This window comes from Streptomyces sp. NPDC042371 (assembly GCF_056437465.1).
This window is the reverse complement of sequence record NZ_JBWKAP010000003.1, coordinates 739,824-759,641: the sequence shown is the minus strand read 5'-3', so window position 1 is coordinate 759,641 and position 19,818 is coordinate 739,824. Positions and strand designations below refer to the sequence as shown.

Genomic DNA, 19,818 nt, shown 5'->3' with positions numbered 1-19,818 from the left:
GGTACTGGGTCAACTCGACCTCCACCATCCCCAGCCCTGTTACCCGCTTATGACACAGCGATCTTGAAATGGCCGTCATCACCCAAGTAGGTTCACTGTGCACCGATTTCCCCCCACCAGCCGGCGCCCGGCGCCGGGAGAAGAGATGCCTCATGGGTTCCCACGCTCGCCCCAACCGGCTGCACCGGACCGGGGCCCGGATCGCGACCGTCGCCCTGGTCGGGGCCGTACTCCCGATCACCGCCGGCGGTCTCGCCGAGGCTGCCACCCCCAGTGCCACCCACTCCGTCGATGAGAATGAGCGGACGAGCGGCCAGGCCGCCGGGACCGTCGGGCAGGGACGGGAACAGGGCCGGGGGCAGGGCGCGCCCGACGCGACGGGCCAGGACGCCCCCGTCATCAAGGCCGACCACGCTTTTCTCCTGGACGCCCGCGACGGCAGCCAGGAGCGGGAGATGTGGGCCGGGGCCAAGGCCGACGAGAGCGTGGCGATGGCCAGTACGACCAAAATCATGACCGCCTTCGTCGTGCTCAAGTACCCGGAGCAGCTGGACCGGCAGTTCACGGTGAAGCAGGAGTACCGGGACTACGTCGCGAAGGCCGGTTCCAGCACGGCCGACCTCCAGACCGGCGACAAGCTGACCGCCAGGCAGCTGCTGCACGCCATGCTGCTCCCCTCGGGGGCGGACGCCGCGATGGCGCTGGCCGACAACTTCGGGTCCGGGGACACCATGGACGCGCGGATCGCCGACTTCGAAAGCCAGATGAACGCCGAGGCGCAGCAACTGGGCCTGACGGGCACGCACTTCGACTCCTTCGACGGCATATCGCACGGCGACAACCGCAGCACCGCCCGCGATCTCGCCAAGCTCGGCCAACGCGCCATGCTGAAGCCGGTGTTCGCCGACATCGTGAAGAAGAAGCAGTTCAAGACCGAGGCCCCCGCGGCCAACGGCCGTACCCGCTACTACACCTGGAACAACACCAACGTGCTGCTGAGCACCTACGACGGCGCGCTGGGCATCAAGACCGGCAGCGGCGCGGAGGCCGGCTACGCCGTCGTCTTCGCCGCCGAGCGCGACAACCGCACCCTGATCGGCGCGATCGTGGGGGCCGACAAGGACCGCTTCGAGGACGCCGCCAAGATGCTCGACTGGGGCTTCGCCCACTGACCGGACGGGGCCGGAGAAGGCGCAGCCACCGCCGGCGCCCGGCGCGAACGCGGCTGCCGCGCCACCGGACATTGTCCGGAATTTGACGACAACGCCCTTCGGATAGCACCCTTCCCTGCTGACCTTCGCACCGAGCGGTCCGGCCGCCCGGCACTCCGTATGCGCGCATACGGGCTCGCGCACCGTGACGTGCCGCGCGCCGTGCCCTCGTGTGCGAATCCCCCCTCAGCAAGGAACCTCATGTCGACTTCCCCCGCCCGTACCGTCGCGCCCGCCGACGGCGAGTCCGCCGCGGACGACGACGAAGGCGGCCATACGAAGGAAGAGGGCCACACGGCGGACGCCGCGGCCCCCGGCGGCCATGGACGCACCGACCTCCCCGTACTGGCCGTCAGCGGCGGGCTGCTCACCGCGTTCGTCCTGGCCGCGCTGATCGCGCCCACGGCCACGGGCGACGCCGTGAACGCCGTGTTCACCTTCGTCGCGCGGTGGTTCGGTCCGCTGTGGCAGGTGCTGCTGCTCGCGACGTTCGGCGTCGCGCTGTGGCTGGGCTTCTCCCGGTACGGGAAGGTGCGGCTCGGGGGCGCCGGGGCGCGGCCGGAGTACAGCAGGTTCCAGTGGATCGCGATGATCATGTCGACACTGCTCGCGGGCGGCGGCGTCTTCTTCGCGGCGGGCGAGCCCGTGGAGCACTACATCAACACGCCCCCCTTCTACGACGGCGTCAAGAGCGGCACCCAGGAGGCGGCCGACGCCGCGCTCTCCCAGAGCTTCGCGCACTGGGGCTTCCTCGCCTGGGCCGTCCTCGGCACGCTCGCCTCGATCGTGATGATCCGGGGCCAGGAGCGCGGCATGCCGCTGCGCCCGCGCACCCTGCTGCACCCGTTCCTCGGTGAGCGCGTCCGGCACTCCCGTCTCGGGGCCGCCGTCGACATCGTCTGCGTCATCGCCGTGGTGGCCGGCACCGTCGGCCCGATCGGCTTCCTCGGCCTCCAGGTCTCGTACGGACTCTCCGAGGTGTTCGGCATCTCCGGCGGCTACCCCGTGCAGCTCGGCGTCATCGTCCTGCTGACCGTCGTCGCGGTGCTCTCCGTCGCCAGCGGTGTCGACCGCGGCATCCAGTTCTTCAGCAAGGCCAACATCTGGCTCGCGGTCGCCCTGATGGCCGTCTTCCTGGTCCTCGGCTCCCTCGGCTTCGTGCTCGACTCGTTCCTGGGCGGCTTCGGCCAGTACGTGCGGGACTTCGTGCCGCTGGCGCTGAACCGGGGCGACCACGCGTGGCTCGGCTCCTGGACGGTCTTCTTCTTCGGCTGGTTCCTCGGCTACGGGCCGCTGATGTCCATCTTCGTGGCCCGTATCTCCCGGGGCCGCACCCTGCGCGACCTCGTGGTCTCCACGGCGATCGTCCCTCCGCTGGCCACCATGTTCTGGTTCACGGTGTTCGGTGGCACCGGCATCTTCCTGGAGCAGCGCGACCCCGGCGCGATCTCGGGCCCGCTGAAGTCGGTCGGCATGGACGCCGCCGTCATCTCCATGGCGCAGCGGCTCCCGATGGGTGCGGTGGTCGCGGTCGCGCTGCTGCTGCTGACGATCACGTTCGTGGTGACGACCACCGACTCGATGTCGTACAGCATCGCCTCCGCGGGCACGAGGGCCGGTGAACCGACGCGTGCGGTACGGGCGTTCTGGGCACTGCTGATGGGCGCGGCGGCCGCGGTGCTGATCCTGGTCGGCGACGGGGGCATCACGGCACTCCAGTCGTTCATCGTGGTCACGGCGGTGCCGGTGGGCTTCATCATGCTGCCGACGCTGTGGACGGCGCCCCGGGTGGCGCGTGAGATGGCGCAGGAGCAGGGGCTCGTCCCGCAGGACCGGGGGTGAGCTGTTGAGCTCCACGCCCGCCGCTCAGAACCCGTCTCGGAACCTTCTCAACAGGTTTCGAGACGGGTTCTCAAGGGGCGCGGGGAACTGCGCGACAAGCCACGAAGGACCCGCAGTCCGCGCACAAGGAGCGGCACCCCGAACCGGCCCGGCACGGGGCGCCGCCCACCCGTCAGGCGCGGGGACACTCCTTCCACGCCACGTGATAGATCGTGCTGATGTCGCCGTCCGTAGAGTCCATCGTCATGAAGCTGGACTTCGCGGGGTCGGACGTCCCCTGGTCGACGCGCAACTCCGTGTTGATGTTGAAGTTCCGCTTCACGCCGCACGGCGCCCAGACGAGCTGGGCCCAGTCCGTCGTGTCGGTCGCCTGCCAGTTGTCGTTGTAGACGCCCTTGAACTCATGGCTGATCGAGGCCGTCTGGGGTGAGCCCTGGAAGTAGTACGACGCCTTCTCCGTGCCCTTGGCGCCGGGCTGGAGCGAGGCGTAACCGCGGTAGTCCGCGCTCGCGATCGCGTACGTGAAGCCCGAGGGGACGTGCACGATCAGGCTGAGCTGGCAGTTCCTGCGGAACGCGGTGGGGTCCGCGCCGCCGCCCGCCTTGGCGAGGTAGTCGCTGTAGGTGACGGTGAACGCCGTGTTGTCCTCGGAGACGGCGACGGCCGCGGTGCCCAGGGGGCAGCCCGATCCGTTCACCGTGGCGACCTCGATCACGATCTTGTCGGGGGGCGGATCCTGGATCGACGTCGTGTCCTGCGCGGGGAGCGTCGAGCCGAACAGCGCCACGAGGGCGCCGCTCAGCAGCAGTGCACCGGCCATGGTTCTCCATTCCATTTCTGCGGAGGGGGGTTGGAGAAGTGCCTGTGGTGAGTGGAGCGCATTGCGGGTGCCTGGAGCGGATTGCGTGAGCGAGGGGATCGTATGGACCAATGGGCCGGGGGGACAGAGCGATGTCCGGCCATTCGGAATCCGCGACTCATCCTGTCTTGACGGGTATACGTCACACCGGATCTCTGGTAGGAAACCTTCCTAACAGTACGCGGAACGCTGAACTCCCCCATCTGGAGGCCCTCATGGAGACCCCCCACATACGCCCGCGCACCACCCTCACCTCCCGTCGCACCCTGCTCGCCTTCATGGGCGCCGCGGCCGTGGCGGGCCCGCTGCTCGCCACGCAGTCGGCGGGCGCGTCCCAGATCTCCTCCCTGGTCTCGGCGAGCGGGCTCGACGACCCGGCGAAGAAGGAGATCGCGATGCAGATCGTCTGCAGCGCGGAGAACTCCTCGCTCGAATGGAAGAAGCAGTATCGATACTGCGAGGACATCGACGACGGCCGCGGCTACACCGCGGGCATCATCGGCTTCTGTTCCGGCACCGGCGACATGCTCGACCTCGTCGAGCTCTACACGAAGCGCAAGCCGGGCAACATCCTCGCCAAGTACCTCCCGGCGCTGCGCAGGGTCGACGGCAGCGACTCGCACGACGGGCTCGACCCGAACTTCAAGCCCGACTGGGAGCGGGCCGCCGACACGGACGCGGAGTTCCGCAAGGCGCAGAACGACGAGCGCGACCGCGTCTACTTCAACCCGGCCGTCAAGCAGGGCAAGACGGACGGCATCGGCGTGCTCGGCCAGTTCGCCTACTACGACGCGATCGTCATGCACGGCGACGGCGGCGACTCCACCAGCTTCAGCAACATCCGCAAGCGCGCCCTGCGCTCGGCCAAGACACCGGCGCAGGGCGGCGACGAGGTGAAGTACCTCAACGCCTTCCTCGACGCGCGCGTCTGGGCAATGAAGCAGGAGGAGGCGCACGAGGACACCAGCCGGGTCGACACCGCGCAGCGGGTCTTCCTGAAGAAGGGCAACCTCAACCTGAACACGCCGCTGGACTGGAAGGTGTACGGAGACCCGTTCCACATCGGGTAGTCCAGATGCGCGGGGTGCCGCTGGCACCCCGCGCGCCTGTACTGCCTCTTGCCTCCCGGAGGTTGAAATGGGTACCGTCCGCGCCAACTCCCGTCTACGCGCGTCAACCTGCACCGAGGTGAGAGATCTCCATGTTCCTCCGTACGACTACCACCGTGCTGACCGCCACCGCCGCCCTCCTGTCGGCGGGCGGCCTCACGGCGTCGGCGGCACCCACCGCGGACGGCGGCTGGCAGAAGTTCGGTGACGACATCAAGTCCGGCATCAGCGGACTCGCCCTCACCGGTGGCGGCCACGAGCGCGGTGCGGCCCACGCCCTCGTCGTACGCGACAACAAGAAGCCCGGCGAGAACCGCGTCGCCCGGATCACCTACCGCGCGGGCGCGGGCGCCGACCGCTCCGCCGCCGTCGAGCCGCTCACCTGGACGGGCACCTCGGAGCCCATCGACCTGGAGGCCATCGAGGCGGTGCCGGGCGCCCCCGACGAGTACGTGGCCCTGGCCAGCCGCGGCCTGGCCTACCACCTGAAGGTCACCGGCACGGAGGCCCAGGTCCTGGACACCTCCCCGCTCCCCGCGATCGCCGACGGCGACGACTACGAAAGCTTCGCGCTGACCGCGCGGCACGGAAAGCTGGCGGCGGTCTGGGCGGACCGGGGCGCGGGCAGGAAGCGTCCCGCGACGCTGCACGCCGCGCCCTTCTCCTTCAACAAGTACGGCGAGGCCGACTTCGGCCCGGTCACCACGGCCCGCTTCCGCGCGTCCTACCCGAAGGGCGACGTCCGGCACGCCTCCGACCTCACCGTCACCTCCGCGGGCCGCCTGCTCGTCGGCTCGGCATCGGACGCGGGCGACGACGGCCCCTTCGATTCGGCGGTCAGCGACGCGGGCAAGGTGTCCGTGAGCCGCACGGGCAAGGTACGGCTCGGCATCGACAAGTCCCCCGACGTCCTGCGGAAGTTCAAGGGGCACAAGATCGAGGCACTGGAGTGCGTGCCGGGCACGCGGACGGCGCTGCTCGGGACGGACGACGAGAACGGGGGCGGTGCGGTGCGGAGCGCGGGGCTCTGCTGACGGCAGGAGTCAAGTCGTTCACCGTCACGCCCGACGCCGGGGACCGAGGCAGGCGCCTGCCGCCAGCGCCGCGGCGATGGCGCCGATGAACATCACCGCCGAGACGGACGCCGCGTCCACGACCGCACCGCCCGCCAGCGCCCCCAGTGAGATCGTCGCCTGGAACGACGACGTGAACACGACGGACGCGGCCTCGGGCGTGTGCGGCGCGGCGGTCGCGAACCAGGTCTGGGAGCAGACGGGCACGGCACCGTAGGCGAGGCCCCAGACCAGGAGCAGTACCAGCGCGCCCGCCCTGCTCGTGCCGAGGACCGGCAGGAGCAGGACCGCCGCGGCGAGGAGCGCCGCCGTGCTCGCGAAGGTGATCCTGAGCGCGCGCCCGGCCCACGCCCCTGCGAGGAAGTTGCCGACGACGCCCGCGGCGCCGAAGGCCAGCAGGAACGTGGTGATCAGCCCCGGACTCGCGTGCGTGACGTCTGCCAGGAACGGCGTGACGTACGTGTACGTGCCGAAGTGCGCGGTCACGATCAGGAACGTCACGACGAGCCCGGCGCGGACGCGGCCACTGCCGAGCAGGTCGCGCAGCACGGCGAGGCGGGTGACCTGCTGGGGCGGCAGCGGGGGCAGGGACAGCAGGAGCGCGCCGAGCACGGCGAGTGCCAGCACCCCCATGGCGATGAACACCGCACGCCAGCCCGCGAGTTGGTCGAGCAGGGTACCGGCGGGCACGCCGAGCACGGAGCCGAGGGGAACGGCGGAGAAGATCACCGCGGTCGCCCTGCCCACCCGCTCCGCCGGGACGAGCCGTTCCGCGAGCCCCGCACCGATGGACCAGAACGCCCCGATGACGAAGCCGACCAGGACGCGGGAGACCATCAACAGCCAGTACGCGGACGCGCCCGCGGCCAGGAAGTTCGCGAGGGCGAGTACCGCCATCAGAAGGCAGAGCATGCGCCGCCGGTCGACGCGCGCGGCACTGACGGTGACGGCCGGGGCGGCGACGGCGGCGAGGAACCCCGGCAGGGTCATCATCAGCCCGGACGTACCGTCCGACGTGCCGAAGGTGTCCCCGATGGGGGTGAGCAGACCGATGGGCAGGATCTCGGTGGTGACGATCGAGAAGAGCCCCAGGGTGAGGGAGAGAACGGCGAGCCAGCCGAGGCGGGGCGAGCGGGCAGGGACGGCGGCGGTGCCGGTCGGGCTGCCGACGGGCGGCGCCGAGGTGGGTGTCTGTGCGGGCATGAGGTCGAGTTCAGCAGCGAGCCCGGGGTGGGGTCTGGCATGAATGCGACGTGGATGTGGGGCATGGGCGTAGGGCGTGGGCGTAGGACTTCGGCGTAGGACGTGGGCCTAGGTGGTGAGCCGACCGGTTGCCCGGTCAGGCCGCGACGCCGAGCTCCTTTCGGGTCCGGTGGACGAACTCGCGCGCGGCAGGCTCACGCCGCCACGGGGCCAGGGCCTGGTTGAACTCGCGGACGTAGTCCTTGGCCCGCGAGGACTGGACGCGGGCGAGGATGTCGACGCTGCGACGGCCGAGCTCAAGGCCGTGGTCGAGGTCGCGGGCCTGGAGGTGGGCGGTCCCGACGATGGCGAGGCGCATGCCGACGGAGCGGGTGAACACGCCGGGCGGCATCGCGGCGGCCTGCTGGTTCCAGCCGAGCGCGGCTCTGGGGTTCTTCAGGTCGCGGAAGACCTCGGCCGCGTCTGCCGAAAGGCGGGCGTGGTGGTAGAAGTCGATCCACCCGGGCTCGTCGCCGCTGTGTTCCCGCGCCCGCCCGAGCAGGTCCTCGGAGGCCTTCAGCGCTCGGGAGGCCGCACGGGGGTCGTTCTCGCGGGCGTGGGCCCGGGCCTCGATCAGCTTGGTGAACGCCAGCACCCGGGGGGCGGCCTGCCCCTTGGCCCGCTCGAAGGCGCCCTGGGCCATGTCGACGGCCTCGGACACGAACCCGCGCATGAGGGACTGCATGGCCATCGTGGTCAGCACATAGCAGCCGAGCTGCACGTCGCCGCCCGCACGGGCGAGGCGAAGCGCCTGGATGAAGTGCCGCTGGGCCACCTCGTGCTCACCGACGTCGAAGGCCGTCCACCCGGCCAGCCGCGACAACTCGGCGGTCACGCTGAAGAGCTCGCGGCCGATCCCGTCCGAGAAACTGCCCTGGAGCAGGGGCCCGGCACGGTGGTCGAGACAGTCCGTGACGGAGTTGGCCTTCCAGTTCCCGCCGCCGTACCTGGAATCCCACCGTCGGGCCTCCTCGGCGGCCTCGCGCAGTTCGGCGAGATCTGCCCGGCCCACCTGCTGGCCGCCACGATGGTCGGCGGTCTCGTCCGCCGGGGTGACGAGCCATCGGGTGACGGGGGTGGTGAAGGCGGAGGCGGCGAAGCCGGATCCGGCCAGGAAGTCGCGGCGGTTCACGGAGCTCCAGAACATCGTGGCGACGCGGACGGCGTCGGCGGGGTCTCGCGGGAAATCCAACCCCACATCCGCATCGACCGCCGCCGCCTCGCCCATACCGATCTCACCGAGGCCGACAGGGCGGCCGAGCCGTTCGCCGATGGCCTGCGACAGCAGCTTGGGGACCGGCCATTTCGGCGTCATCCCGCGCCTGCACCAGTTCGCCACTGAGGTATGCGAATAGCCGGTCGCCATCCCGGCGGTGCAGGCGAGCTGGTTGACGCGCAGAGCCAGGGACTTGTGGCTCGCGCCGCTCGCTTCGATGAGCCGGGCCAGGTCCGCGTTGGGCGGACGGGTCCGGCGGGTGCTCGCTGCCACGACTCTCCCTCTGCCGGTGACCGGACCCGCACCGCTCGACCGAGGACGAAGAGCCGTACGCGTTCCGCGTGATGGATCGTTGATGGATCACTGACGATAATCCTGAGCCGTCAGCCGCGGACCGCGTCCGCGAGTTGTGAGCCCCCCTGCGAGCCCTCCCCCGTGACCCGCACGGACCGCTGTGATGAAGGTCCTGGCCACCGCCGCACCTGGCGACCGCCGCACCTGGCCGCCCGGCCCGTCTGGAAGGACACCCTTCATGAAACTCACCGTCATCGGCTGCGGCTATCTCGGCGCCACCCACGCGGCCTGCATGGCCGAACTCGGCCACGAGGTCCTCGGCATGGACTCCGACATCCACAAGGTCGCGGTCCTCAACTCCGGCAACGCCCCCATCCACGAACGCGGCCTCGACGAGCTGCTCGCCCGCCACACCGCCTCGGGGCGACTGAAGTTCACCGCCTCCTATGCGGAGACCGCTGCCTTCGCCGACCTGCACTTCATCGGCGTCGGCACCCCGCAGCGGCCCGGCGAACACGCCTACGACCTCAGCCACCTCTTCTCCGCCGCACGCCAACTCGCCCCCCCACCTCAAGAGCCGGGCCGTCATCGCGGTGAAGTCCACCGTCCCGGTCGGCACGGCACCACGCGTACGCGATCTGCTGCACGCGTACGCGCCGGCCGGGGACGCGGTCGAGGTCGCCTGGAACCCGGAGTTCCTGCGCGAGTCGTCCGCCATCGAGGACACCCTCCGCCCCGACCGGCTCGTCCTCGGCTTCGGGACCGAGCGCTCCTGGGCCGAGGCCGTCCTGCGGCAGTGCTTCGGGAAGATCATCGAGGCAGGTACGCCGACGATCGTGACCGACTGGGCCACCGCCGAACTCGCGAAGTCCTCCGCGAACGCCTTCCTCGCCACGAAGATCTCCTTCATCAACGCCGTCGCGGAGGTCTGTGAAGCCTCCGGCGCCGATGTCACCACGCTTGCCGACATCCTCGGCCACGACGTCCGCATCGGCCGCCGCGGCATGCGGCCCGGGCTCGGCTTCGGCGGCGGCTGCCTTCCCAAGGACATGCGCGGGTTCATGGCACGCGCCGGTGAACTCGGCGCCGACCAGGCCCTGACGATCCTCCGCGAGGTCGACGCGATCAACATGCGTCGCCGCGAACGCATGGTCGACCTCTCCCGCGAGCAGCTCGACGGCAGCCTCGCCGGTAAGCGGATCACCGTCTGGGGCGCCGCCTTCAAGCCGGACACCGACGACATCCGCGACTCACCTGCCCTGGCCGTGGCCCAGAAGCTCCACGGGCTCGGCGCCGCCGTCACCGTCACCGATCCCCGGGCCCTCGACAACGCCCGCAAGGCGCACCCCGGGATCGAGTACGTCGACGACCCGATCGCCGCGGTCCAGGACGCCGACCTGCTCCTGCACCTGACCGAGTGGGCGCAGTACTCCGACGTCGACCCGCAACTCCTGGCCGCCCGCGCGGCGAGCCCGAGGGTCATCGACGGCCGCGGCACCCTCAACGCCCGGAGCTGGCGCCGGGCCGGGTGGACCGTACGGTCGCTGGGCCGTCCCTGACGCCGTTGCCGGCACGTCCACGGCCAGCCGCACGGTGCTACCGTCCCCGGATGTCCAAGGCTGAGATACCCAAAGCTGAGATACCCAAGGCTGAAATCGACGCGCTGACCGCCGAGTTCTTCGGATCCTTCGACAACCGGGGCGGCAAGGCCGCCGACGTCGCCCGGATCCGTCGGCTCATGCTGCCCGGCGGCGTGATCGTCGTGACCGGACCGCAGTACGCGGCGTACACCGTGGAGGAGTTCATCGAGCCCCGCGAGCGGCTGCTCGCCGACGGCCGTCTGGTCGAGTTCTCCGAGTGGGAGATCTCGGCACGGACGGACATCGTCGGCGACATCGCGTGCAGGTTCGGCGAGTACGGCAAGGCGGGGGTCCTGGACGGCGAGCCCTTCGAGGGCGGCGGCACGAAGACCATGCAGTTCGTCCGCACCCCGGAGGGCTGGCGCATCGCGGCGTTCTCCTGGTACGACCGGCCCTGAGAGCCGGTGTCACAACCCCGGCCGGTCAGCCGAGGATCGGTGTCGTCTGGGAGGAGGCGATCCGCCAGGCGTCGCCCTCCTTCACCAGTACGTGCGTGAGCCGCCCCGACGAGGCGTGCAAGGGGGTCACCGACTCGCCGTCGGCCCCCGGCTGCCGCCGGTCGGAGACGTGCTTGATGCTGGCGACGATCGCCACGTCGGCACGGAGGAAGCGGATGTCTTCCTCCTCCAGCGTGGTGACCACGTCGGCAAGCGGTGACGCCAGGGCCTGCCGCATCGCGTCGGCCAGCGTGTCCCGGCCCGCGACACGGCGCCCGCCGAAGTTCACGACCGTGGTGTCGGCGGTGAACAGCGGGATGAACCGCTCCACGTCGCCCTGGAACTCGCTTGCGTCGGCGACCACTTGGCGGATGGCGGCCAACTCGATGGCTTCGGCTGAGGACGTGTCGGTACGCATGGCAGCTCTCCCGTGCGGGTGTGGTGCGGGTCGGCGATCCGGGGCGGATCTCCTGTTCCGCACCCTCAGACCTCAAGGGGACTTGAGGTCAAGCGGCCGGAAGGGCACCGGGGCCCTAGCCCCGGTTCGAGTCGTAACCCCAGCGGGCGTGGCCGTCCTTGCCCATGAAGCACTTCGCGGGGCGGCCGTCGAGGGTGGCGGCGAGGGCGCCCACCGGGGCGCAGGAGCGGCCGAAGCCGACCGCCGGGCGGCCGCCGCCCGTGGCGGGGCGGGAGTGGGTGGGAGTGGCGGTTGGTGTCGGCGTCGGCGTGGCCTTGGGCTTGGGTTCGGGCTTGGGCTTGGGGCCCGGCGTCCGCGTGGCCTTCGCCTCGGGGGACGCGGTCACCGTCACGGTCACGGTCACCGTGGGCGCGACGTCCGGGCGGGTCAGGTCGCCGCCCGTCACCACGTCGCCGATCGCCATCACTGCGAGGAGCCCGGCGCCCGAGGCGACGCACCCCAGGATCAGCTTCTGTCTGCCGTTCATGGGCGGGCCGCCGGTGAGGCGCGGGAGCCGAGGAGGGCCGGGAGGTGCGCTCATCGGCGCACCACCCGCAGGCCCACCGCGTCCTGCTGCTCGACGTCGCTGTCCGTCACGACGTGCAGGGGCACGAACACCACCATCCAGTAGAAGCCGAACAGCCAGCGGCCGGTCAGCGGGAGGAGGCGGGGGCGCCCCGCGTCGGCGGCGCGGACCACGCGCAGGCCCGTCAGCAGCTTGCCCAGGCTCGCCCTGGTCAGGCGGGTGAGCAGGGCGTGGTTCAGGAGGGAGAAGCCGAGTGCGGCGCCCAGTGCCGCGGCCCGCATCGCCGGGGACTGCACACGGACCTCGACCACCCCGTCGGCGGCGGTGACGCCGACCGCCGCCGCGGCCACCAGGCCGCACAGGAGGGCGGTCAGCGCGTCGACGGCGGACGCCGTGAGCCTGCGGGGCGCAGTGGCCGGTCGGAGCGGCCGGGCCGCCGCGCGGGGCTGTCGGGCGGCTGTTGGGGAGGACTGGGGGATCACGGCGCCTCAGCGTAGTCAGGCCGCCCCGGGGCGCTGCGCGCGGGAGGCGGCGACGTCAGTGCGTCACCGCGGGGTCGGGTTCGGCGACGGGCGAACTGTCCTCCGTACCAAGGTGGTTGAAGACCAGGTTGAGGGAGACCGCGAGGATGCAGCCCGTCGAGATCCCGGAGCCGAGGACGATCTGGGCCCAGTCGGGGAACGCGTCGTAGAAGCCGTCGGAGAGGGCGGGGGCGAGGCCCGCGCCCAGTGTGACGACGACGATCAGTGCGTTGTCGCCGCGGTGCAGGTCCGCCTGGAGCAGCGTCTGGATGCCGCTGACCGCGATGGAGCCGAAGAGGAAGAGGCTGACGGCCGCGAGGACCGGCATGGGGACGACCGAGATGAGCGCCGCCGCGGCCGGGCTGAGGCCGATGAGGACCAGGATCGCGCCGCTCAGCGCGACGACGAAGCGGCTGCGCACCTTGGAGATCACGACCAGGCCGATGTTCTGGGCGAACGCGCTGGCGTGGAAGGCGTTGAAGAGCGGGCTGAGCGCGGAGCCGAGGGCGTCGGCGCGCAGGCCGCGGGCGATGGTCTTCTCGTCGACGTCCTTCTCGACGATCTTCCCGAGCGCGATCATGTCGGCGGTCGACTCAGTGAGGATCACCAGCATCACGACGCACATCGAGATGATGGCGGGGATGTTGAACTCCGGGGCGCCGAAGTGCAGCGGGGACGGGATGCCGACCGGGTCCGCGCCGTCCAGCTCGGAGAAGTCGGCGAGGCCCATCGGTATCGCGAGCAGCGTGCCGAAGACCATCGCGATGAGCATGCTGATCTGCTTGAGGAAGCCGCGCGTGAAGCGCTGCAGCAGGAGCATCACGAGGACCGTGGCGCCCGCGAGCCCGATGCTCTTCGGCTCCGGCGTGCCGGTGGCCGAGTCGTCGACGATCCAGTCGTACGCGACGGGGATGAGTGAGACCCCGATGAGGGTGATGACGGAGCCCGTGACGACGGGCGGGAAGAAGCGGACGAGTCGTGAGAAGTACGAGCTGACCAGGAACCCGAAGAGGCTCGACACGATGATCGCGCCGAAGACGACGGGCATGCCCGCCTCGATGCCGCCCTGCGTCGAGATGATCGTCAGCATCACGCCGACGCCCGCGAACGAGACGCCGTTGACGAACGGCAGCCGTGAGCCGATGAAGTTGCCGATGCCCAGGGTCTGGAGCAGGGTGGCGATGCCCGCCATCAGAAGGCTGCCGCCCATGAGTACGGCCGTGTCGCCCGGGGACATCTTCGCCGCGACGGCCACGACGAGCGGGACGGAGACCGCGCCCGCATACATGGAGGCGACGTGCTGGAGGCTGGCGACGAGCATGCGGCCCGGCGGCAGGATCTCGTCGACGGGGTGGACCTCGGGGGCAGTTGCCGGGGCACCGGCGGACTTCTGGTGAGAACTCATGGGTGGCGCTTCTTCCGTCGCGTGACGCCGGAAATCGGCCCCGTTCCGTGGGAGTTCATGAGACGCGGAACAGGGCGGAAGTGTCCGACTGGAAAGTAACTTCCGCCATACGGTCGGCGGCGCCACGACGTTACGTCAGCGCACCCCGACAGCGGAAGACCCTGCGGACCACGAGAACTGCACGTGGGACTGCCCTTTGGTGCCTGGTTCCGCGGGACGCTTCGTGGGCAGACTGGGTGTCTCTGTACCTGAGGAGCCCCGTTGCGCGACCACGACCACGCCAGAACGCACGACGCCGCGAAAGCGCGGACCGCGGCCCGCAGACCCGCGGCCACGTCCGAGTCCGACGCCCCGCTCCAGCGGCTCCTCGCCCTGCAGGGTTCGGCGGGCAACGCCGCCGTCGTCCAGATGCTCCGCAAGGGCGGGCAGTCCGCGGGCCAGGAGCAGCACCAGCACGGCGCGGGCTGCGGCCACCAGGAGGCCGAACAGCCCGTGGTGCAGCGCGCGGGCGGCCAGGACACGACGGCCATGGACATCGACCGGCTGGACTTCTCCGACGCGGAGGAGCTCTCGGACGGGGGCACCGACTCGGAGGCCGGTGAGTACGACTACCCGTCGTTCATGGCCGAGCGCGGCAAGCACCCCCGCTCCACCACGCCGACTCCGCAGGCCGCGGCGGGCTTCGGGGACAGTACGTACGGCATCGACCCCGGCAAGGTGAAGTCGATGCGTGAGGACAGGAAGCAGGGGCGCGACGTACCCCCGCTGCAGTACCGCAAGGACAACGAGCCCCTGTACCGCTGGGACGGCAGGACGCCCGACCAGATCTTGGGCAAGGGCTTCAAGCCCTGGAACGAGAAGCTGCCCGCGAGCCTCCGGCACTATCAGAAGCTGCTGCAGAGGACGGGGTTCGTCAGCACCACCCGCTCCCCCGGCGGGTACGTGCCCGACTGGGCGCGGCAGCCGGACGGGAGCGGCTGGCGCTACGTGATCCACGCGCCCGGCGGCATCGACCTGGTGGACACGCTGGGGACCACGTCCTTCGCCCAGCAGCAGGAAGTCATCTTCTGGAAGGGCATCCAGGCGGGTTACGTCGTCCGAGCGGAGCTGTGCGACGCGGGCGGCAACATCATCAAGGTCGTCAAGAGCGGCGGCGACGACGCGATGGACATCGACTGAGGCGCTGCCGACAGAAGTGGCGCTGCCGACAGAAGTACGTTCCCTCGCGCGGGACCTGACCGCGCGAGGGGACGGTGTAGCTGTGCCGTGAGCCGTAACCGGGGCCTCAGTGCGCTACCGCCTCGCTCTGGCCCTGGCCCTGACCCGGCACCCGCGTCTCGGCGATCGCCCCGCCGCCCTCCATCGGCGCCGTCACGTCGTCCTCGTCGCGGCCCTTGCCGATGTGGTTGAAGACCAGGTTCAGGAGCACGGCCGCCACACAGCCCGTCGAGATGCCCGAGTCGAGGATGATCTTCGCGGTCTCCGGGAACGCGTGGTAGAACTCCGGCGCCGCGATCGGGATGAGGCCGACGGCCAGCGAGACCGCCACGATCAGGACGTTGTTGTCCTTCTCCAGGTCCGCCTTGACCAGCGTCTGGATGCCGCTCGCCGCGACCGAGCCGAAGAGGACGACGCCCGCGCCGCCGAGCACCGGGCGCGGCACGACGGCGATGAGCGAGGCGGCCATCGGGCACAGGCCCATCAGGACGAGGAAGCCGCCGCCGACGGCGACCACATAGCGGCTGCGGATCTTCGTCATCGCGACCAGGCCGATGTTCTGCGCGAAAGCGCTGCACATGAAGCCGTTGAAGAGCGGGCTGACCGCCGAGCCGAGGGTGTCGGCGCGCAGGCCCGCGGCGATGGTCTTCTCGTCGGCGGGACGGCCCACGATCTCGCCGAGGGCGAGCATGTCGGCGGTCGACTCGGTCATCGAGACGACCATGACGACACAGAGCGAGACGATCGCGGCCGCCGCGAACTGCGGTGCGCCGAAGTGGAACGGCGTCGGGAAGCCCACGATGTCCGCGTCGCCGACCGGGCCGAAGTCCGTGACGCCGAACGGGATCGCGATGAGCGTGCCGATGACGAGGCCGAGCAGGACCGCGATCTGCTTCACGAATCCGGTGGTGAAGCGGCGCAGCAGCAGGACGATGACGAGCGTGATGCCCGCGAGGCCCAGGTTCTTCATCGAGCCGTAGTCGTCGGCGCCGGGCACGGGCCCCTGCGCCCAGCCGAAGGCGACCGGCATCAGCGAGATGCCGATGAGGGTGATGACCGTGCCGGTCACGACCGGCGGGAAGAAGCGGATCATCTTCGAGAAGAACGGGGCGGCGATGAAGCCGAGCACACCGGCCACGATCACCGCGCCGAAGATGACCGGCAGCGCGTCGTCCTTGTTGTCGGTCGAATCGACGACCGCGAGCATCGGCGCGACACCGGCGAAGGTGACGCCGTTGACGAACGGCAGCCGGGCGCCGATCTTCCAGACGCCGAGGGTCTGCAGGAAGGTGGCGAGGCCCGCGGTGAACAGGCAGGCGCCGGTGAGGAAGGTGAGTTCCTTGGCCGAGAGGCCGATGGCAGCGCCGACGATGAGCGGCGGCGCGACGACTCCCGCGTACATGGCGGCCACGTGCTGGAGGCCGGTCGTCGCCATCTTCAGGGCGGGGAGCTTCTCGTCGACGGGGTGTATCGCCCCGTCGGTGCGTATGGACCCGTCGTCGGTCTCCGGGTCGGGGGCGGCACCTGGGCCGGTGCCTGGGGTGGTGCCTTGCTTGGTGAACCTGGGCTGAGTGGCCACTGTGGCTCCTCCGGTTGTTTTCCGGTCCCGGCGGGCCGCCGGCACTTTTCGCTTCTGGGAGGTGGTGCGTGGTGCAAGGACTTGCTCTGTATGCGGTTGTGGGAAATGCGCCCAGGTAGTACTGACCGCCCCGGGAACGTGAAGCTTTGGGCCACGTTCCCGGGGCGGCACTTGAGCAGCCCGCTCGGCTGCTCAAGTCCGGTCAAGGGCCGTCCCCCCTGACCGGAGTTCTTGGGGTCAGCTCTCGGCGGCGATGCGCGCGAGACGCTGGGCCTGCTCCCGTGTGGAGCGGGCGATGGCGTCCTCGTCGGCGTGCAGCAGGATGCCGTTCTCGACGACCGGCTTGCCGTTGACGAGGGAGAGGGTGACCGGGGCCGCCGCGCCGAAGACGATCGCGGTCACCGGGTCGGCGATCGAGGCGTGTCCGATGCCGTCGATCTTCCAGAGCACCAGGTCGGCGAGCTTCCCCGCCTCCAGGGAGCCGATCTGCGTGGCGCGGCCGAGGACCTGAGCGCCGCCGTACGTACCGAGGCGAAGGGCCTGACGGGCATTCAGGGCGGCCTCGCGGTGCGCGCCCAGACGGTTGATCAGCAGGGCGTTGCGCAGCTCGGTGTGGAGCTCGCCGGACTCGTTGGAGGCGGTGCCGTCGACGCCGAGGCCGACGGGGACACCGGCCTTGAGCATGTCGGGGACGCGGGCGATGCCTGCCGCGAGGCGGGCGTTGGAGGAGGGGCAGTGCGCGACGCCGGTGCCGGTGCGGGCGAAGGCGGCGATGTCGGAGTCGTTCATGTGGACGCAGTGCGCCATCCACACGTCCTCACCGAGCCAGCCCGTCGACTCGAAGTAGTCGGTCGGGCCCATGCCGAACAGCTCGTGGCAGAACTTCTCCTCCTCGACCGTCTCGCTGCCGTGCGTGTGCAGGCGCACTCCGAGGCGGCGCGCCAACTCGGCGCCCTGCTTCATGAGTTCGGTGGAGACGGAGAAGGGCGAGCAGGGCGCGACGGCGACCTGCGTCATCGCGTCGAAGGACGCGTCGTGGTGCTTCTTGACGGTCTCCTCGGTGGCGGCGAGCGCGCCTTCAAGGGTCTCGACGGCGAAGTCCGGCGGCAGGCCGCCGTCCTTCTCGCTGCGGTCCATGGAACCGCGGGCCAGGGTGAAGCGGACGCCCATCTCGGAGGCGGCACGGATGATGGAACCGGAGAGGTCACCGGAGCCCTGCGGGAACACGTAGTGGTGGTCCATGGCGGTGGTGACTCCGCCGCGGGCCATCATGCCGAGGGAGCCCTGTGCGGCCGCGTACGTCATCTGCTCGTCGATGCGCGCCCACGTCGGGTACAGCGCCACCAGCCAGTTGAAGAGGTTGTGGTCGGTGGCCAGGCCCCGGGTGATCCACTGGTAGAAGTGGTGGTGCGTGTTGACCAGGCCGGGGGTGACGAGGTGGCCGGTGGCGTCGACACGGCGTACGACGTTCGCCAGGCCCTCGGGGGCCTTTCCGGCGCCGATCGACTCGATCTTGTTGCCCGCGACGACGACGTAGCCGGACGCGTACTCCGTGTCCTGGGCGTCGACCGTCGCGATGGCGGCGTTCTCGATGACGATGCGCTCTACGGCGCCTTCCGGGGTTGCCGAGGTTGCCATGGTGCTTCCTTTGTCGGTGAGTGGCGATGGGGGTCCCCCCTGCTCCTTCAGAGCTTGGGGGAGGGCACGGCATGACCCTAGGAAGATTTGAGTGCCGCGGCGGTGGAGCCACGGGTGCCGAGATGGTGAAAGAAGAGGTTGAGCGATACCGCGACGAGCGCACCGGCGCTGATGCCGGAGCCGAGCACGGTCTGCGCCCAGGCGGGGAAGTCCGCGTAGAAGGTGGGCGCGGCGAGCGGGATGATGCCCGCTCCGAGCGCGACGGCCACCAGGATGATGTTGGAGCTGTCGTCCAGGCCCGCCTCGGAGAGCGTACGGATGCCGCTGACCGCGATGGAACCGAAGAGGACGATGCCCGCACCGCCGAGGACCGGCATGGGGACCACGTTCACGACGGCGCCGAGCACCGGGAAGGCGCCGAGCACGATGAGCGCGCCGCCCGCGACCGCGACGACGTAGCGGCTGCGGACCCGGGTCAGCGAGACCACGCCGACGTTCTGCGCGAAGGCTGAGGTCGGGAAGCCGCCGAAGACGGGGCCGACCAGGGTGGCGATGCCGTCCGTGCGCAGGCCGCGGGTGATGGTCTTCCCGTCGGTCTTGCGCTCGCAGATCTCGCCGAGGGCGAGCATGCCTGCCGCGGACTCGGTCATCAGGACCAGCATCACGATGCAGAGCGAGAGGATCGCGGCGGGCTGGAAGACGGGGGCGCCGGAGGCGAACGGCGTGGGCAGGGCTGCCAGCGGGGCCGTCTGCACCGAGGTGAAGTCGGCCATGCCGAACGGGATCGCGGCGAGCGTTCCGATGAACATGCCTGCCAGCAGGGCGACTTGCTTGAGGAAGCCGCGTCCGAAGCGCTGGAAGAGCAGGATCACGACGAGCGTGAAGGCGGCGAGCGCCAGGTACCTCATGTCGCCGAACGTCGGGTCGGTGTCGTCGCCGCCCTGCGCCCACTTCACGGGCACGGGCATCAGCGTGACGCCGATGAGCGTGATGACGACGCCGGTGACCAGCGGCGGGAAGAAGCGGAGCAGCTTGCCGAAGAAGGGTCCGACGGCGAGGCAGAAGACGCCCGCGACCATCACCGCGCCGTAGATCGCGGGGAGTTGGTCGCCCTTGGCGTTGGTCTCGGCGATCGCGAGGATGGGTGCGATGCCCGCCGAGGAGGCGGCGTTCACGAACGGCAGACGGTTGCCGACGAAGCCTTTGACGCCGAGGGTCTGCAGGATGGTGGCGAGACCGGCGATCAGCAGACCGGCGGCGATCAGCCGGGTCTGGGCCACGGTGTCCAGGCCGCAGGCCTGGCCGATGATGAGCGGAGGGGTGACCACGCCCGCGTACATGGCGGCGATGTGCTGGAGCGCGGCGGGGACGAGCCGCGAGGGGTGGAGCTTCTCATCCACCGGGTGACAGGCGGCAGGTGACTCGCTGTCAGCTATGTCCGATGGGGTGGAACATGGACCTTCTGCAGGGTCCTTTGCTGGCTGTGCCATTGCGGATGTTCCCTCCGGTGTGGCGCGCCCCCGCCCACTGCGGCGGGGCGGGGGCGCGCAT

16 protein-coding genes and 1 pseudogene are annotated in these 19,818 nt (G+C 70.4%); 7 read left to right on the top strand and 10 right to left on the bottom strand.

Annotation, left to right across the window (positions count from 1 at the left end):
- Positions 1–152: 152 nt before the first annotated feature.
- Together AC068B_RS12715 and AC068B_RS12710 are read left to right on the top strand one after the other, a co-directional pair.
- On the top strand, positions 153–1,172 hold the full coding sequence (locus AC068B_RS12715) for a D-alanyl-D-alanine carboxypeptidase family protein (RefSeq protein ID WP_478671136.1): 1,020 nt from the start codon (positions 153–155) through the stop codon (positions 1,170–1,172).
- 240 nt (positions 1,173–1,412) lie between these two features.
- Positions 1,413–3,053, top strand: coding sequence for a BCCT family transporter (locus AC068B_RS12710; RefSeq protein ID WP_478671135.1), 1,641 nt, complete (start codon positions 1,413–1,415; stop codon positions 3,051–3,053).
- A gap of 172 nt (positions 3,054–3,225) precedes the next feature.
- Here AC068B_RS12710 and AC068B_RS12705 read toward each other — a convergent pair whose 3' ends face one another.
- On the bottom strand, positions 3,226–3,873 hold the full coding sequence (locus AC068B_RS12705) for a DUF4360 domain-containing protein (protein WP_478671133.1): 648 nt from the start codon (positions 3,871–3,873) through the stop codon (positions 3,226–3,228).
- Between the two features lie 254 nt (positions 3,874–4,127).
- On the opposite strand from AC068B_RS12705, the gene AC068B_RS12700 reads away from it, so the two are divergent.
- Complete coding sequence (locus AC068B_RS12700) at positions 4,128–4,982, top strand: chitosanase (protein ID WP_478671132.1); 855 nt, start codon at positions 4,128–4,130, stop codon at positions 4,980–4,982.
- A 131-nt stretch (positions 4,983–5,113) separates the two neighbouring features.
- The gene (locus AC068B_RS12695) at positions 5,114–6,055 is read left to right on the top strand and encodes a hypothetical protein (protein WP_478671129.1); all 942 of its coding nucleotides are present in this window, start codon (positions 5,114–5,116) and stop codon (positions 6,053–6,055) included.
- A gap of 24 nt (positions 6,056–6,079) precedes the next feature.
- On the opposite strand, the gene AC068B_RS12690 is transcribed toward AC068B_RS12695, so the two are convergent.
- Positions 6,080–7,297 (bottom strand): MFS transporter, encoded by a 1,218-nt coding sequence (locus tag AC068B_RS12690; RefSeq protein WP_478671128.1) that lies wholly within the window; start codon positions 7,295–7,297, stop codon positions 6,080–6,082.
- Between the two features lie 136 nt (positions 7,298–7,433).
- The gene (locus AC068B_RS12685; RefSeq protein ID WP_478671126.1) at positions 7,434–8,825 is read right to left on the bottom strand and encodes a sporulation protein; all 1,392 of its coding nucleotides are present in this window, start codon (positions 8,823–8,825) and stop codon (positions 7,434–7,436) included.
- Between the two features lie 259 nt (positions 8,826–9,084).
- On the opposite strand from AC068B_RS12685, the pseudogene AC068B_RS12680 reads away from it, so the two are divergent.
- Positions 9,085–10,405: pseudogene (locus AC068B_RS12680) on the top strand (UDP-glucose dehydrogenase family protein).
- A 50-nt stretch (positions 10,406–10,455) separates the two neighbouring features.
- Complete coding sequence (locus AC068B_RS12675; RefSeq protein ID WP_478671124.1) at positions 10,456–10,884, top strand: nuclear transport factor 2 family protein; 429 nt, start codon at positions 10,456–10,458, stop codon at positions 10,882–10,884.
- Positions 10,885–10,909: 25 nt separating this feature from the next.
- Here the strand turns inward: AC068B_RS12675 and AC068B_RS12670 are convergent, their stop codons facing one another.
- The 4 genes from AC068B_RS12670 to AC068B_RS12655 form a co-directional block, all read right to left on the bottom strand.
- Entirely contained in the window at positions 10,910–11,341 is a 432-nt protein-coding gene (locus AC068B_RS12670) for an SgcJ/EcaC family oxidoreductase (RefSeq protein ID WP_478671122.1), read from the bottom strand.
- Positions 11,342–11,456: 115 nt separating this feature from the next.
- The gene (locus AC068B_RS12665) at positions 11,457–11,921 is read right to left on the bottom strand and encodes a hypothetical protein (protein ID WP_478671121.1); all 465 of its coding nucleotides are present in this window, start codon (positions 11,919–11,921) and stop codon (positions 11,457–11,459) included.
- Positions 11,918–12,388: an RDD family protein gene (locus AC068B_RS12660; RefSeq protein ID WP_478671119.1), complete on the bottom strand. Its 471-nt coding sequence runs from the start codon at positions 12,386–12,388 to the stop codon at positions 11,918–11,920. The genes AC068B_RS12665 and AC068B_RS12660 overlap by 4 nt, the downstream gene beginning before the upstream one ends.
- A gap of 55 nt (positions 12,389–12,443) precedes the next feature.
- Entirely contained in the window at positions 12,444–13,832 is a 1,389-nt protein-coding gene (locus AC068B_RS12655; protein WP_478671118.1) for a nucleobase:cation symporter-2 family protein, read from the bottom strand.
- A gap of 261 nt (positions 13,833–14,093) precedes the next feature.
- On the opposite strand from AC068B_RS12655, the gene AC068B_RS12650 reads away from it, so the two are divergent.
- The gene (locus tag AC068B_RS12650; RefSeq protein WP_478671116.1) at positions 14,094–15,011 is read left to right on the top strand and encodes a scabin-related ADP-ribosyltransferase; all 918 of its coding nucleotides are present in this window, start codon (positions 14,094–14,096) and stop codon (positions 15,009–15,011) included.
- A 106-nt stretch (positions 15,012–15,117) separates the two neighbouring features.
- Here the strand turns inward: AC068B_RS12650 and AC068B_RS12645 are convergent, their stop codons facing one another.
- From AC068B_RS12645 to AC068B_RS12635, 3 genes are all read right to left on the bottom strand, one after another.
- Positions 15,118–16,485 (bottom strand): nucleobase:cation symporter-2 family protein, encoded by a 1,368-nt coding sequence (locus tag AC068B_RS12645; protein WP_478671303.1) that lies wholly within the window; start codon positions 16,483–16,485, stop codon positions 15,118–15,120.
- 381 nt (positions 16,486–16,866) lie between these two features.
- Positions 16,867–18,267 (bottom strand): 8-oxoguanine deaminase, encoded by a 1,401-nt coding sequence (locus AC068B_RS12640; protein ID WP_478671114.1) that lies wholly within the window; start codon positions 18,265–18,267, stop codon positions 16,867–16,869.
- Positions 18,268–18,344: 77 nt separating this feature from the next.
- Positions 18,345–19,757 carry a nucleobase:cation symporter-2 family protein gene (locus tag AC068B_RS12635; protein WP_478671113.1) on the bottom strand — a complete coding sequence of 471 codons (1,413 nt, stop codon included), beginning with the start codon at positions 19,755–19,757 and terminating at the stop codon, positions 18,345–18,347.
- Positions 19,758–19,818: the final 61 nt, after the last annotated feature.

What these genes read in the sequence shown, in the direction of transcription:
- AC068B_RS12700 (WP_478671132.1), top strand. Translation starts at nt 4,128, where the DNA reads ATGGAGACCCCCCACATACGCCCGCGCACCACCCTCACCTCCCGTCGC.
- AC068B_RS12705 (WP_478671133.1), bottom strand. Translation starts at nt 3,873, where the DNA reads ATGGCCGGTGCACTGCTGCTGAGCGGCGCCCTCGTGGCGCTGTTCGGC.
- AC068B_RS12715 (WP_478671136.1), top strand. Translation starts at nt 153, where the DNA reads ATGGGTTCCCACGCTCGCCCCAACCGGCTGCACCGGACCGGGGCCCGG.
- AC068B_RS12690 (WP_478671128.1), bottom strand. Translation starts at nt 7,297, where the DNA reads ATGCCCGCACAGACACCCACCTCGGCGCCGCCCGTCGGCAGCCCGACC.
- AC068B_RS12710 (WP_478671135.1), top strand. Translation starts at nt 1,413, where the DNA reads ATGTCGACTTCCCCCGCCCGTACCGTCGCGCCCGCCGACGGCGAGTCC.
- AC068B_RS12670 (WP_478671122.1), bottom strand. Translation starts at nt 11,341, where the DNA reads ATGCGTACCGACACGTCCTCAGCCGAAGCCATCGAGTTGGCCGCCATC.
- AC068B_RS12645 (WP_478671303.1), bottom strand. Translation starts at nt 16,485, where the DNA reads ATGGCGACGACCGGCCTCCAGCACGTGGCCGCCATGTACGCGGGAGTC.
- AC068B_RS12665 (WP_478671121.1), bottom strand. Translation starts at nt 11,921, where the DNA reads ATGAGCGCACCTCCCGGCCCTCCTCGGCTCCCGCGCCTCACCGGCGGC.
- AC068B_RS12695 (WP_478671129.1), top strand. Translation starts at nt 5,114, where the DNA reads ATGTTCCTCCGTACGACTACCACCGTGCTGACCGCCACCGCCGCCCTC.
- AC068B_RS12640 (WP_478671114.1), bottom strand. Translation starts at nt 18,267, where the DNA reads ATGGCAACCTCGGCAACCCCGGAAGGCGCCGTAGAGCGCATCGTCATC.
- AC068B_RS12655 (WP_478671118.1), bottom strand. Translation starts at nt 13,832, where the DNA reads ATGAGTTCTCACCAGAAGTCCGCCGGTGCCCCGGCAACTGCCCCCGAG.
- AC068B_RS12675 (WP_478671124.1), top strand. Translation starts at nt 10,456, where the DNA reads ATGTCCAAGGCTGAGATACCCAAAGCTGAGATACCCAAGGCTGAAATC.
- AC068B_RS12635 (WP_478671113.1), bottom strand. Translation starts at nt 19,757, where the DNA reads ATGGCACAGCCAGCAAAGGACCCTGCAGAAGGTCCATGTTCCACCCCA.